This window comes from Bifidobacterium sp. ESL0825 (genome assembly GCF_052606465.1).
Map to the genome: position 1 here is coordinate 2,121,143 of NZ_CP199589.1, position 15,140 is coordinate 2,136,282.

9 protein-coding genes are annotated in these 15,140 nt (G+C 54.6%); 8 read left to right on the forward strand and 1 reads right to left on the reverse strand.

Annotated elements, in window-relative coordinates; all coding sequences use genetic code 11:
• The first annotated feature begins 137 nt into the window (after positions 1-137).
• The 3 genes from ACUIAG_RS08875 to ACUIAG_RS08885 are packed head-to-tail and all read left to right on the forward strand — an operon-like array spanning position 138 to position 7,640.
• Positions 138-1,871, forward strand: a complete 1,734-nt coding sequence (locus ACUIAG_RS08875) for a serine/threonine protein kinase (protein WP_445339717.1) — start codon at positions 138-140, stop codon at positions 1,869-1,871.
• On the forward strand, positions 1,868-2,311 hold the full coding sequence (locus ACUIAG_RS08880) for a hypothetical protein (RefSeq protein WP_313837411.1): 444 nt from the start codon (positions 1,868-1,870) through the stop codon (positions 2,309-2,311). The genes ACUIAG_RS08875 and ACUIAG_RS08880 overlap by 4 nt, the downstream gene beginning before the upstream one ends.
• On the forward strand, positions 2,247-7,640 hold the full coding sequence (locus tag ACUIAG_RS08885; protein ID WP_445339718.1) for an Ig-like domain-containing protein: 5,394 nt from the start codon (positions 2,247-2,249) through the stop codon (positions 7,638-7,640). The genes ACUIAG_RS08880 and ACUIAG_RS08885 overlap by 65 nt, the downstream gene beginning before the upstream one ends.
• A gap of 843 nt (positions 7,641-8,483) precedes the next feature.
• Here the strand turns inward: ACUIAG_RS08885 and ACUIAG_RS08890 are convergent.
• The gene (locus tag ACUIAG_RS08890; RefSeq protein WP_445339719.1) at positions 8,484-8,681 is read right to left on the reverse strand and encodes a hypothetical protein; all 198 of its coding nucleotides are present in this window, start codon (positions 8,679-8,681) and stop codon (positions 8,484-8,486) included.
• Positions 8,682-9,119: 438 nt separating this feature from the next.
• On the opposite strand from ACUIAG_RS08890, the gene ACUIAG_RS08895 reads away from it, so the two are divergent.
• From ACUIAG_RS08895 to ACUIAG_RS08915, 5 genes are all read left to right on the forward strand, one after another.
• Positions 9,120-12,215, forward strand: coding sequence for an FtsK/SpoIIIE domain-containing protein (locus tag ACUIAG_RS08895; RefSeq protein ID WP_445339720.1), 3,096 nt, complete (start codon positions 9,120-9,122; stop codon positions 12,213-12,215).
• Positions 12,216-12,454: 239 nt separating this feature from the next.
• Positions 12,455-12,715 carry an FHA domain-containing protein gene (locus tag ACUIAG_RS08900; protein WP_367379052.1) on the forward strand — a complete coding sequence of 87 codons (261 nt, stop codon included), beginning with the start codon at positions 12,455-12,457 and terminating at the stop codon, positions 12,713-12,715.
• A 2-nt stretch (positions 12,716-12,717) separates the two neighbouring features.
• Positions 12,718-13,041: a hypothetical protein gene (locus ACUIAG_RS08905; RefSeq protein WP_313837405.1), complete on the forward strand. Its 324-nt coding sequence runs from the start codon at positions 12,718-12,720 to the stop codon at positions 13,039-13,041.
• Positions 13,034-13,654, forward strand: a complete 621-nt coding sequence (locus ACUIAG_RS08910) for a hypothetical protein (protein WP_313837403.1) — start codon at positions 13,034-13,036, stop codon at positions 13,652-13,654. The genes ACUIAG_RS08905 and ACUIAG_RS08910 overlap by 8 nt, the downstream gene beginning before the upstream one ends.
• The gene (locus tag ACUIAG_RS08915; RefSeq protein WP_445339721.1) at positions 13,651-15,129 is read left to right on the forward strand and encodes a putative T7SS-secreted protein; all 1,479 of its coding nucleotides are present in this window, start codon (positions 13,651-13,653) and stop codon (positions 15,127-15,129) included. The genes ACUIAG_RS08910 and ACUIAG_RS08915 overlap by 4 nt, the downstream gene beginning before the upstream one ends.
• Positions 15,130-15,140 lie beyond the last annotated feature (11 nt).

A 15,140-nucleotide genomic window follows, 5' to 3' on the forward strand; every position in this document is an offset into this window, starting at 1 on the left:
AACATTGTTAAGGATTGAGTGTGGGCTTGATTCCGTATTAATGCCGGGATTGGGATCGTATCTGATTCCTAAACAATGCAGTTTCTTTTACGAAGTCGATTGATGACTCGAAACATGCACAATGGCTGGAGAGAGATGTGGCTGCTGAGAATACGGTAATCGGCGGGAGATATCGTATCTTGACGCAGATAGGCAGGGGCGGAATGTCCACCGTCTATCTTGCACTGGATACATCATTGAACAAGCAATGGGCTGTTAAGGAGATCAGACGGGTAACCGATCCCGTGAAGCGGGACATGATTATCAAGAGCATCACCGTTGAAGCCAATATGATCAAGCGCTTGGACCATCCGGCTATTCCTCGGATTGTAGATCTGATCGATGAGCATGGCACGCTGTATGTCGTCATGGACTATGTGGAGGGCCGGACGCTCGCGGATATCCTTAAAAACGAGGGGCCGCAGCCTGAAGACCGCGTAGTTGATTGGGGCATCCAGCTATGCGATGCACTTAACTACCTGCACAGCCGGAAGCCTCCGGTCATTTACCGGGATATGAAGCCATCGAACGTGATGGTAACCCCAAATGGAGCCATCAAACTAATAGATTTTGGCATTGCCATTGAAATGGGAGCTGATGACGACCGGTCCTCACTGATCGGGGATGACAGGCAGTTGGGCACGCAAGGTTATGGTGCTCCCGAGCAATTCAGCGAAACAGGTCGCGTGGATCAGCGTACCGATATTTATGCTTTGGGTGCGACACTATACAACCTGCTGACAGGTGTGCACCCGCGTTCCGGATCATTCAAACCTATCCAGGACATTGTTCCCTCCCTGTCTGCTGGCCTTGAAGAGATCATATCTGTCGCGACTCAGACAAACCCTGGGGCAAGATTCCAAAACAGTGCTCAGATGGCTTATGCATTGAGACATTACAAAGAGGTTGATGAGGTTCATCGTCAAGCGCTCACCAAGAAATGGCGCGCGTTCATCGCTGTCATAATTGCTTCAGCGGTCTGTTTTGGTCTTTCGGCATGTTCGCTGGGCATGGTGTATAGAACGCGCAATGGCGACTTCAGTTATTGGATGAACCAAGCCGCTCAGACAACGGTCAGTGCTAGGGCCGAAAACGACTTTGTCCATGCTGCCTCCATCAAACCGGATTCTGTCGACCCGTATATAGGGTTGATCAGTTTGTATACGGCAGACGGTGCATTCGACTCACAAGAGGAGCGCACTTTCAATGCTGTAATCACAGAGCACAGCAATTCTCTGCGTAAACATTCCGAGGACTGGTCGAGATTGTGTTATGAAACAGGAAAGCTGTATTGGTACTACTTCAAGGTGCCTGAAGAAGCCAAAACAGCCTCAGGTTCCGCTATGACGGATCAGGAATCAATGAGGATGGAACGCATCAGAGCGGCCTCTCCTTGGATGCACGAGGCAGCTAAGAGCAAGGACTACAAGAAGGCTGAACTCGCGGATATCTACGCAGGCATGGCAGATTTCAACACGCAAATCGTTCCACTCATCAATGAGGGATCGGATGCCGGCAAATACAAGCCGTATGCAAGGCGTTTGCAACAATTGCTGGATGCTTCCCGCCACGAAAGCAATGATGTTATTCGATTGGAAGCCGCCAATCTGACGCTGGACGCCTTGCAGATCTTTCCAAGGAAGTTCAGGGCGGATGGCATCGGCAAGGATCAGATGAACGCCTTGGCGGATCGGTCTATCTCCTTGGCCGCCTCGGTAACCCCTACGACTGCGTTGCTTGATGAGAGAAAAAACGAGGCCAATGAATCCTCAAAACGGGTGCATGCCGATATAGACAACGCCTTTGTGGATATCAAGGGGGATAAGCAATGAGCACCTGGTCCTGGAGAATGCTGGCTCTGGTATTTCTGGCGGTTGCCCTGGTTCTGGTGGTTGCCGCGATTGTGCTCTATAGGGTCCTGCATATACGCCAGGTGCGGGATGTCCTTACTGGCCGCAGCGCGGCTACTGAAATTGAACAGATGCGCACAGCCAGGGCAGGCACATGGGCAATGGCCGGCTCACAACTGCAGACTGGCGATCTGAGTTTCAACCCAGGAGTTGGGAACAGTCAGGATTTCGCCTCCTCCCGCGAGCGTCCGGTCGAATTCGTGGTGCATTCGACCGATGCTTCATCGGAATCCGGGCAAGTGAGCGCTCAATCATCAGAGGTTGATGATGATGAGCAGCAGACCTCTCTGATCGGCCATGGGCATGCTGAAACCAGCGCTCGCGATGATGAGGCCCAAACCACGCTTGCAGAAAGGTTTTGAAACCATGGTGGAGTCCGCAAAAAGAACTAAGGCGATAAAGGTCTTTTGCTGCATTATGAGTTTTTTAGTTCTGTTCTGTCTCACCTTGCTCGTATGGCAGCTATTGCTCCCCACCCGTGCCTTTGCGGCAGAGAAGAAGAGTGCCAAGGACCGCATAACCGTGTCGATGACTTATCGGCAGATGAAGTCCGAAGATGACCTTACAGACGGAAAAACATGGATTGCCGCAGGGCCGCGTTCTGTTACCTTGACCATTACTCCGCGTTCGGCGGACGGTGTCGATTGGCAATCCTCAAAAGATGGCTCGCTGGCAATCGAAGGCATCGGCCTCTCCGGCAGCGGACCATGTCCAGTCCTGCAAAGCGACGATCCCGGACAACAGCCCACCCGGACCTACACGCTTAGATACACCGATGGCGGAGGTAGCTCCCACGAAGGTCAGGAATATTCGTTGGACGAGTGTCGGCTGAAATTCAGCTATACATTAACCTCGGACAATGAAGGCGGGAAGGCCGAGAGCCTCAGTGGAGACTTTTCAGAAACGCTCAGTTCTATAGATATGGCTGCCGTCGATAGCGAAGGTAAGGATATCGATTTTGCTCAACACCCCGATTCTATAATTGTGGATTCAACATCTGACAGAAGCCTCAGACTATGGGTATCCGGAGCTCCGACGGCCGACCCGCTTTCTGGCTATTTCAGCAAAGTTGACACAGTATCTCTTTCGTCACGCGACCCGTGGCTGGACCGTATAGTCAACATTGCCTTCAACAACTACAAAAGGGCCAATTCCAATGCCGATTTTGCTCCCATGACCATAAGTCGGATTCCTCAGCATAACCAGGCCGATGACCCCAATCATCTTCCTCCTGCTAGCTTCTCTTGTGGGCGCCACACCTCATACTCGCAAAGAGATGCCAAAATCGACAAGGGCCATGGGGATCACTCAGGGGTCTGGAAGGTGCTCAATCAATCATGTGTAGCTGATATGAACAGGCTGCCATACAATTCCAATGCCCGTTATGAGGCCCGCCCCCAAGAGGAGCTCGCCCGCTATCTGCATCCAACGGATACCGGGCAGGATCACAACTACCTTTCATTCATTTATGACACTGAAAAGCCTATGCTGACCTCAGCCAGCTATTTGTCCCACGGTCTTGAATCACACCCTGGAGATGTTGATTTCCCCGTTTCCGACGGAGTCATGGCCTTCAGGGATCGCGTCATCAGGCTGAGGGCCAAGGATATTCTTCCATCAAGACCAATCGTCGATCCGAGTGGCAACCAAGTCTACCCGCCGCGAATCAGGAATGATGGTCGCAGTGATTCCTCTGCTTCCGGCTTGGCAAGGCTCATACTGGAAGGGAGCCGTTATGACGGTGTCGACAGTCAAGGTAATTCCCGGACTCCGGTTCCATTGAAGCAGTGCTCTGCTGACACTGGTGTTCGGGAAGATGGCGGCTGTGATTACTCCATCTCCACAGGTTCTGACGAACAGGGCGAATACTATGATGTGGATTTCCGATCCTCCGGATATTACGATTTCAGCGTCATAAAGGCCAAAGTCGTTGATAAAGCTGGCAATGAAGATGACTTCTTCCCACTTAAAAGCGGACAGACGGATCGCTCCCAGGCTCCTAACACGGATGCAATGATTGGAAAACTTCTGATTGATGTCAGCTATGAAACACTCGGGGAGCCCAGGATTGCGGTTGCGAGTCGTTCCTCCGACGCCCCCCAGAAGCCAGGCGCTGTGCCTCCTGCCCCCTCTGGCAGTGGACTGGACAGGTATTATTTCAATTCAGATGTCCGCTTGGCCGTGCAGACCAAAGACCAGTATTTGGCCTACTACTTCCGTAAGCTGGCCAGTGATCCCCGCAGAAATGTCGGCGTATTGAAGTATTGGCGCGATGATATGCCAAATGGGCCCAACGAGGCCAAGACGGCCTGCAAGGTGGAGGAACCCAACATAACCGAGGATCGCGACGAAAACTGGACGTGGAGTCTGGCCTGTGCCGACAGTGTCGAGCAGATCAATGGAGCCAGCGGGTCCTATCCGACCAACGGTAAATACACCTTTGTGCTCAATGCGGATATTATGCCTGCTTGGTTCACTTCCTCAAGGACTCAGTTTGGTATAGATACCAGCGCTCCTGTGGCAGATGGATTTGAGGGTCCGCGTGGTGACGGATTGAAGATAATCCGTAGATTCCCTGTCAAGGGTTCCCATAAGACCATTGTGACCAGTCCGGGTGAAAATCATATCCGGTTCAGGGTTCAGGATCTCCTGCCAAAGGAGCAGAGGGGTGCTGATGAAGTCCCGGGAGCCTCCCAGGAGGGAGCATCAGGTATTGCCGGGGATTGCGCTGCGGGCACCTGTCATGGCACGATCCAGATTTCCATGCCTGCTCCAACCGATTTGCAGGGCAATGCCATAGGCGATTCTGCTGCAAGGAACATGACCGTACCGGTGGATGAATCCGGCTGGGTCAAGATCGATTTGAAAGACGAAGGTTTATACGATCTGTCGAAAATCGTGCTGACTGTTGCTGATTGGGCAGAGCATCCGGTCAATAGCGGTGATGGTGACCGGGCGCGGAATGTGCTGAAAATCAGCCTTGACAAGTTGGTCAACAAGTATCCTGATGCCGGAGGTTTCAATGAAGCCTACGATGCCCTGGTGATCGACAACCCTCAGAATCAGAGGACGGCCGAGATAATACTTAGACAGGCCGAGTCCAATCCCGCTTCTACAAATCCTGCATACTACTTCAGAGGCGAAGCGCTTGTCGACTTCAAAGTGAAAGACAGGTGGTTCCCACTATATCAGTCTGTCGGCGACGAGAGCAATAAGAATTTCTTCCATGGCTCCGTCAGCCCGGCCGCTCCGACAGCATTCCCTGCAGTGTCGTTCGAACCTGATGCCTGGGTTCCTGACTCAGCGAGTCCGGACACCTGGGTGTTCCGAGGATATCGGGTTCCCCGTTCTTCCGCCAACCAGAAGAGTCCCCATGAGGGGGTTTATGAGTTGACGCTTTCCTATGCCGGCCTGCAGTGCGACAGCAGCCGGTTCGCTACCGCCCAGCGTAAATTCGTCATTGACTATACAGGTCCCCAGCTGGGCAGTCTTCACTTATCGGCGACCACCCCCCATCATTGGCAATGGATATTCCCTACATCGCCCCTGCATGTGTCCCTGGACGGTGTTAAAGACGAGGTTTCCGGTGTGGATGAGAAGAGTGCGTCCTTTACGGACTACCAGGGGGATGAGGCGACTCCTATGCTTGGGTATGACCCCTGGCTGGCCCCTAAGGATGCGCAGACCCCTGAATCCACCTTGCGATTCGAATCTGATGAGGTCATTGCTTTCGACATGAACGCCGACAGTCAGCGTCTCAGGTTTGATACCACATCGATAGCCGTCAAGGATTTAGCCGGCAACCCCTCATCGACTCATGCGCTGAATTCATATGGCGGCGATCGAAGCGACATAGTCAACGATACCCAGGGATATACGGGGGCTGCCCTCGATCTTGCCGGTCCGAAGATCACTGTGACCTATGACAACAATGATGTCAGAAACGGCAAGTATTACAAGGCCAATAGGGTGGCCACCGTTGTTGTTGACGAGTCGAACTTTGATTTCATAAGTGCGAAGGACGGCGGGCGCATCATCGTCGAATCAAGTGTTGATGGTCGCAAGGCCCGGCTTGCCGCCAAGGATTTTTCCAACCCAAGCGGCGATAAGCACACTTATCTGGCAAAGCTGGTCTGTGAGAGCGATGGAGATTGGACCGTCGATGCCTCGTTGACCGACCCGGGCGAGCACCAAGCGGTTGCATTCCATGACGAATTCGTCATCGATACAACCAGGCCGGTGCTCTCTCTGAAATTCGACAACAATGACTCTAAAAATGGCATGTACTATAAGGCCCCCCGGGTGGCCACCATCGAGTTGGTGGAGCGTAATTTCAGCAGGGGGGAATCGACGGTAACAACATCGGCCAAGGACGACGCCGGCCATGAGGTTCCGGCATCTTCGGGTGATGGATGGTCGTATGCAGGAGACCCCAAGGAGTACACCCTGGTCCAGCAGGTATCGTTCAAGGGTGAGTACCATTACACGCTCGAGGCCAATGCCACTGATCTGGCCGGAAACACTGCGGAGGCGGTGAAGGAGCCGGAATTCGTCATCGATATGACCAAGCCCGATCTTCATATCGAAAAAGTGGAGGACAAGACAGCCTATGCGGGCACGGTGGCGCCACGAATACAGGTCGCTGACACGAATATGGATCAGAGCCGAACGACCTATGCGCTTGTCGGGGACAGGCGGGGCAAGGTCAAATCCGCAGACTTGGACCCGAACGAGCATGAGGAAGATAACACCCGAACGGTCGATATTCCTGATTTCAAGCGCAAGGTAGCAAACGACGATGTGTACACGCTGACTGCAACAAGCGAAGACATGGCCGGTAATTCCACATCTGTGAGCAAGACCTTCTCGGTTAACAGGTTCGGCTCGACCTACCTGTTTTCAGCGGGAACGTCCTCGGTCAGGGGTGCATATTTGAAGAAGGCGGTGCCTATCGAAGTCACCGAGCTGAATGTCAGCGGCATTGATTTGGGTAAGTCAGCCATCAGGTTGGCCAAGGACGGAAGCATCCATGCTGTTCCCGGATCCGATTATCGGATTGTCGACGATAGCGACAGCGGATGGAGCAAACGAACCTATGAAATTCCTGCCAGGTTATTTAAGGGCGACGGCTACTACCGCCTGATGCTCACATCCACTGATCGAGCAGGGAATCTGTCAGAGAATACCATGCAGCACAAGGATGCGAAGCGCAAGGGGGATGCCTCGGTGAACTTCGCAGTGGATTCGCAAGCTCCAACAGTCTCAGCTCTGGGCATTGCCTCCAACAGAGTGTACTACGGGCAACGGCATGGTGTGGGCATAGATGCCAAGGATAACATGAAAGTACACTCCGCCCGGATTGATGTGGATGGCAGGACACAGGGGCGGTGGTCTGGCGATGAGCTCCTCAGAGGCGCGCAGTCCATTAATCTGCCGGCGGATGCTCATAGGCACACGGTGACAGTCAGGACCGAAGATGCGGCGGGCAACACATCCTTGATTACCTATCAGGATGTGGTCGTCGCTTCGGACTGGTGGCAATACATACGTGAGAACGGGTTGCTTTTTGTGCTGGTCATCTGCCTCGGAATCCTTATGGCACTGGCGGCCATCGTCCTTGCGGCTCTGATTGTCAGGCACCATGCGGCAATGGCCTATAGGCGCAATCCATTTGGCAGGCAGGAGCTGTGAGCCATGAAAGGCCTTGTCAATATTCATGATGCTCAGTCGCAGTCTCGGTTTACGGCCTACTTTGATGTGCCGGGAGACTCGTCGTTGGCTGACCTGCTTCCCTCTCTGGCCGGATTCACAGAGGGAGCAACAGGCAGGAAGGTCGATGTCGGTATCGACGGGCGCCGGGTGGACCCGCGTCTGAGTATTGACCAGGTAGGTCTGCATGAAGGATCATGGATTTCCTTGCTGTGTGAGGGGGCGACGATTATCGACCCGCGGGTTCGCTCGGTTGATGACCCAGCAGCGGTTCAGCTGCGCTTTCTCAGTGGGTTCAATGCAGGTGCTATATATGACGTACTTCCAGGTATCTTGAGGATAAGTTCCCTGATGGATCCTGAAAAAGTGTCGATCAGCGCTGATTTTCTTCTTGACGTTCATCCGGATGGCCATTTGACGGTGGTGCCAAACATACGCGAAGGTGCAGTGGTGAAAGCCGGCTTCCTGCGAAAGCCCAAGCGGCAATTGCACTCCGATGTCTGGCTGGACGGGCATGAGCTGATAGAACCGACCGAGCTGGACTATGGACAGGAGCTTGTGCTTCCCGAATGTATCATCAGCGTGACCAAGGGGCATCCGGATTCCGTGCCAGTCGATAAGGAAGACAGCCCGGGGCACTGGCTGTATACCCGGCCGCCGAAGATCAGGAATGAAGTACGAAACAGACGATATACGCTTCCCGGCTCCCCGACCCGTCCTGACAAGGCCCCTATACCGATTTTGTCGACCTTGTTACCATTTGCCATGTCCGTGGGCATGGCGGTCATTCTGAAGAATTATTCTTATCTGGCTTTTGGCATCATGTCACCGGTGATGATGATAGCTTCGTATTTCTCCGGCAATAACGGCATGAGGAAGAAATACAAGGCGCAGGTCAAACGTTACGAGCAGAGCCGGGACCGCATCAAGGAGCAGGCCAAGCATGCGCTTGAAGAGGAAGTCAGTGATGTTCGGGCCGAATATCCTGATCCTACAGCCTTGCTTGATCTTTGCGCCAGTCATAGTGCACAGCTATGGAACAGAAGGGCCACGGACGACTCATGGCTTGGATTGCGCATAGGCACGGGAGATGTCAAGTCGCATGTATCCATGGAAATGCCCGATAACCTTGAATTCGAGCGTGTCAAGACATGGCAGCTCCATCATTTCCCTGTCGTTGTGAATTTGCCGGCCGCCGGCTGCCTGGGGTGCACAGGTGAGCAAGCAGTCATCTTCCCGACAGTGCAGTGGATTGTCGCTCAAATGGCAGCTCTGCACTCAGACCGGGACTTGTCGATATATCTGCTTTCGCCCAGGTCCAGAAAGCAACAAGAAGGGGGTCGGCCTGCTCCCATACCAGCGCAGATTGATTGGTCCTTCGCCCAATGGCTCCCGCAGCTGGTTCCGCAGCAAGGGCAGAATGCAGTACGCACATTGGCTACCGGCATCGAAGACATAGCGATGAGGATTTCGGAACTCATCGCCATGCTGGACGATCGCAAGGAGCTGATGCATTCCCAGTCCATGCAGAAGTGGGCTGGGCCATCGGTGGTTGTGGTGATGGAGCATGCACATGTGCTCAGATCCATGCCTGGCACCATCAGACTCCTCAAGGAAGGGCCCCTTGTCGGCATGTACATGCTGTGCGTGGAGATCGATGAGAGGCTCCTGCCTGAGGAATGCCAGACCGTGGTGACAGGGGAGGCTGGCCAGCTGAAGATCCGCAGCAATGTCTCTGATGATGTCAATGACATCATGCCCGACCTGGTCACACAGCAATGGCTTGATGCCCTTTCGCTGTCCCTCGCGCCTTTGGAGGACGGCAGCCCTGATGAGAGCCAGTCAGCCATTCCCTCGCAGAGCAGACTCCTGGACCTGCTGAAGCTGACGCCGACTCCTGAAGAGATCGAAGCCCGATGGGCCCTGCAACCCCGCTCGACCTTCTGCACGATCGGTGAATCGGTCGACGGCCCCTTCGGCCTTGACATCGCCAAGGACGGGCCCCATGGGTTGATAGCCGGTACAACCGGCTCGGGCAAGTCGGAGCTGCTCCAGTCCCTGGTGGCTTCGCTGGCCGTGGCGAATAGGCCGGAATCGCTGAACTTCGTGCTCGTCGATTACAAGGGTGGTGCGGCGTTCAAGGACTGCGTCAAGCTCCCCCACACGGTCGGAATGGTCACGGATCTGGACAACCATTTGGTTACCAGGGCTCTGGTCTCGCTTGGCGCGGAACTGAACTACCGCGAACATCTTCTGGCGCTTGCCGGTGCCAAGGACCTTGACGATTACATGGACTTCCGGGAGCTCCGCCCTGATCTGACGGAGATTCCCCGTCTGCTGATCATTATCGACGAGTTCGCTTCCCTGGCCAGGGAGCTTCCCGACTTTGTCACCGGCCTGGTGAACATTGCGCAAAGGGGCAGGTCATTGGGCATCCACCTTCTGCTGGCGACTCAGCGTCCAGGAGGTGTGGTCTCGCCGGAAATCAGGGCCAACACCAACCTTCGTATAGCCCTGCGCATGACGGACGACAGCGAGAGCCAGGATGTGATCGATGCCAAGGATGCATCGCTGATCAGCAAGTCCACGCCGGGCAGGGCCGTGGTGAGGCTCGGGTCGAATTCCTTGGTGCCCTTCCAATCCGCCAGGGTTGGAGGCAGGTATATCGACCCGAACGACAAGGCTGGGACAAAGACAGAGAAGCCCTTTGTCCGCGTGCTTTCCTTCCCCCAGATCGGCCAGCCGGCTCCTGCGCGTCCCAAGTCGAAAGAAAACAAAGGAGATGTAAGCGTAACCGACCTTATGAAGTTGGTCGAGAGTATCTGCGAGGTGGCCAAGGATGAGGGCATTCCCCAGCAGCGGCAGCCGTGGCTGCCTGCCTTGACCGATGAGATTGGTCTGGGTGATCTGCCAGACAGCGAAGATGGTGCTGCACAGGCGGGCCTTCAAGTTCCCTTTGCCATCGGGGATTACCCCAAACTGCAGAAGCAAAGCACGGTTTTCCTTGATATGGCGACCTTCGGTAACCTCTTCATCATCGGCACGTCGCGCAGCGGCAAGACCACGGCCCTTCGGACCATAGCTTTCTCCGCCTGCAAAAAGTATGCACCCACGAAGGTCCAGGTCTACTGCATCGATGGTGGCAATGGCGGCCTCGCTCCTCTCACAGCCTTGCCCAATGTGGGCGTTGTGGCCCTGCGCAGCGAAACGCAGAAAATTGAACGGCTCCTGAACAAGGTCGAAAGGGTGCTCAAGGCCAGGTCAGCCACCCTCTCCAAGGGCGGATACAGCAATATTGACGAGTTCAATCGTGGGCTTGACCAGGATCATGAGGAAGAGGCCCTGCCGCATATGCTGGTCATGTTGGATTCATGGGACGGGTATAACTCCACCTTCGAATCCTATGACGGTGGTTCCCTGATCACCCGCATGCAGAACCTGATGCGGGAAGGGCCGTCGGTCGGTGTGCATTTCATCCTGTCCGGCGACCGCTCCCTCCTGTCCGGACGGATGACCCTGCTGGCAGACAGCAAGATCATGCTGCGGCTGGTCGACAAGACCGACTATTCGGAAATCGGAATCCCCGCCAAGGAGGTACCCGACAAGATGGCGGATGGGCGAGGTTACCAATCCGTTGACGATGCCGAGATTCAGATTGCGCAGATTCGCCGGGGGGAGGTGGGCCAACAGGAATCCGAGGCCATCCGCACCGCCGGTGTCGCACTGGCTACCGGCAGGGATGCCGGCCTCTCGCGGTCCCGTCTGCCTTTCAACGTCGAACAGCTGCCCGATGAGATATCCTTCGATCAGGTATACGCCTTGGTCAAGGAATCCGGGTCCCTGGACAATGGTTTGTTGCCTTTGGGCATCGGCGGCGAAGACAACGATCTTATTGCCTATGATCCGGTGGCAACGCCGATTCTTCCGGTCTTCGGCGGCATGCAGAGCGGCAAGACGACATTGCTGATTTGGTTGGCCAACATGGCGTTGTCCGCTGGGTATCATCTGGTCATCGCGGCCCCTAAGGACAATGCCCTGAGGCGTTTCGAGGGGGTGCCCGGAGTCGTGCGCTTGTTCACGACCCCTGCGGACCTGACCCAGGAGAATCTTGAACCATATGCGCGCAATGGCGACGAGAAGGCTCTGGAAAGCAACACCGAAACGGGATTCAAAGGCAATCTTCTGGTGTTCGATGACTGTCAGCTGCTCAAGGAGATTCCCGCCAGTGAGTGGATGCAGAACCTGGTCGGATCATTATCGAAGAGTGACGCCTCATGCATCTTTGCTGGAGATATCATCGACTTCCCCCAGGGCTTCGGGAACTGGGGGTCTTCCATGAAGAAGATCAAGCAGGGCGTGCTGATCAGGCCCGAGGATATGATATATGCGGATCTGATAGGGGCAAGGGTAAAACGGTCTCTTTTCAAATCCGAGATGCCTCAAGGACGTGGAATCGCGAAGCTCGGTATGCAAACTGTCTCTATCCAGTTCCCGAAGTTGGACGGACAATCGAGCGTCCCCTATAGTTTCAGCAACGCTGGGGGTTTGAAGAGATGAACGGGCATAGGAAGAAACAAGGGCTGGCGCAATCCCTGCAGCCGGCAAGGGTCTCTGCGGAGATTCCTGTGCTCCCGCCGATTCAGCAGCCGTCCTTCGTCAACGGGTGGGATTTGCACGATAAGGCCCTGAAACCACGGTCGGTTGGGGATAGTACCGGCCGTCAAGCGGAATCGTATCAGTTGGTTTTTTCCGATGGGCAGCGGGTGCCCTGTCAAGGACGTAGTGTCGTGGGGCGGATGCCGGAACAGCCGGGTGAACACTATGCCGCTTATGTAGTTGTCGAAGATCCTTCGCATCAGACTTCCCGAAGGCACTTTGAATTTGGAACAACACCCATTGGCCAGGTATGGGTCATGGATCTGGGGTCGGCGAATGGCACTTTCGTCCGTTCCGGCGAGACGTATATGCAATTACAGGCAAAGAAACGGACCGGGTTGTCTGAAAACGATGTGATCAGGTTCGGTAGTCTCAGCGCAAAAGTTGAAAGGAGTAATTGATCATGGCTGGCGATCTCGAAATTTCGTATGATGAACTCAGTAGTGCTTCTAGGGTCCTGAAGAATATCGAACAGACGATTGGTGATTTTACGGGAGCTGAAGCCGATTCGGATTGCATGGGCCATCCTGGAGTGAGTAAGGCATATGCTGATTGCATAACCCGTTTGCATACACTGAGCCGTAAATACTCCAGGAAAGCGGGTGACCTTGGATCGATGCTTGACAGTGTGGTCAAGGAGTTCCGCGATGCGGACAACAGGATAGGGGACCAGGCTGGTCAGATGCTCAGTTCCAGCTCGAATGCTCAGGCGGTGCATCGTGGCTGACCAAGACATCCACTTCAGCATGGCGATCCCTGATGATTGGGAGCGATTGGACCTTACCGGAAAGGGGAGGCGGGATTACGCGCGCGCCCAGGCCCAAAGGGCGGTGGAACAGATACCAGCTTTGGCGGGCAAAAGGAAAGTGATAGAGAACAGCCTCTACCATGAGCTCACATCCTCTTGGGCGAAAGGTGTGCGGTATGGGGCCGCAATGGCGCAGCCCACTGCCGATGGGATTCTGGACGCTGCGATAACCGTCTCGATTCTTCCCGAGCCTCCTCATCACGACGACGAATCTGTTTTCGAGGCGATATCTGCCACCGTGCATGAGAATGATGAGGATTCGGATGGTGATGACGAGTCGGATGTTTCGATGATCAATCTGCCACAGGCGGGAAGGGCGGTGCGGGTTTACGGGCATCGCACCTTGCATCCGGGCGAGGGTTCCCGATCTCTCAAGTATTCGGTCCTGCAGACTTTTGTTCCTTTTGGAGGCCGCGTGGTCATGGTGATGGGATTCACCTTTTCCTCTGATGTGGAGGACCAGTTATTTGAATTGTTCGATTTGATTACCGGTACATTGTCGGTATGGATTGAGAGGGGCGATGACAGATGAGTTTGAGTCTTGACTGGTCCGAGATCGAGTTATACATGGATCCTGTGCCCGGGGATCCGGCAAGGGTCAGGCAATGTGCCGCCAAGGCAAGGTTGAAGTCTTCAACAGTGGATTCCCTGAAAGATGGTGTGAGCCGAATCAGGTCCGTTCACGACAGTGGATCGGTATTCGTTGGCAAAGCGGCGGACAAGTTTATCTCCAAGCTGGACGATTTCCCCAGCAATCTTTCCAGCTTATCGAATGGATTGAATACGACTTATAAAACCCTGGATTCGTGGTCCGCCTGCATGGAGGATTGCCAGCACAGGGCCGCCAATGCCTATCATCGGGCGGTGGATGCTAAGAACGATGTCTCCAATGCGCAGTCACAGCTGGATGGTGCGCGCATCGACGCGTTGAAGGCCAATGCCTACAAGGATCTGCTGCAGGGGAAGCGTACGCTGGGTGCGGATGTCGATGATGCAGATATGCGACGGGCGCAGAGCCGTGCCGACACCGCCCAGGGGCAGGTGGCTTCCTTCCGCAGACAGTTGGACAGTGCGCAGGGATCGTATAACGCAGCCCGTCGTGATGTTCTCAAGGCTGGCGACGAGTACAATAACGGCGCCGACATCGCTGTTCACGGGCTGAACGGGGCCCTGGACGATTTGCCGCCCGTCTCGGTGTTCGATCGTGTCTATTACAGCGATACCTGGCGGACGATCGTCAAAGTCGCGGAGGTCGCCGGCTATGTTGTCGGCGCAGCGATGCTGCTATTGGGGCCTGGGGGCATACTCGGCCTGCTTGCTTTTGCTTTTGCAGCCGTAGGCTTTGCAAATGATTTTCTGGCTTTTACCCGCGGAGATGAAAACTTTGTACAGTTATTGCTTGGTGCTGCTTCATTGGGGTTTTCGGCTACGAGCGGTTTAGTGAAAGAAAGCGCTGCCGGGGTGCGGTTTTTCGCTAATTCAAAGGAATTGCCTATGTATCAACGGGTGATCGGCGGGTTGAATTCGTACGGCCATAATTCCGGCATGGTCACGGATTTTTCGACCGCAATGAAAACGAGTAATTATGAATTACTTGAGAATAGTGGCTTTGCCAAGCAGCCCGCGGAGAAGATTTTGGATCTCTTTAAGGCCCTTGTCGATGGACCGGAAAAAGCGACCCGCATATTCAATGATTATCAGATAAGGGGCTTATTGCCGCATGATTGGAAATGGATACTGGAGAAAAGCGATCTGTACGGGGTTTTCAACCCGGCGGATGTTGCGACGATAAAGCGGTATGGGCTGGATGCAAGCCGCGAGGCTTTGCGTAAAGACTCCATGAAGGATGTGCTCAAGGATTTGATTGATGCAGAAAAGCGTATCGAAGACCATAAGGCTGAGGGCAAGACTGGATTCGGGGCCGGCCTGACGGAGTGGGCCGGCCTGCTTGCCCCGGCTTTGCCTGTCCTTGGCCTGGCGGGCGAAGTTGCGGATTCGAGGCTTTGAGCAGGAGGGTG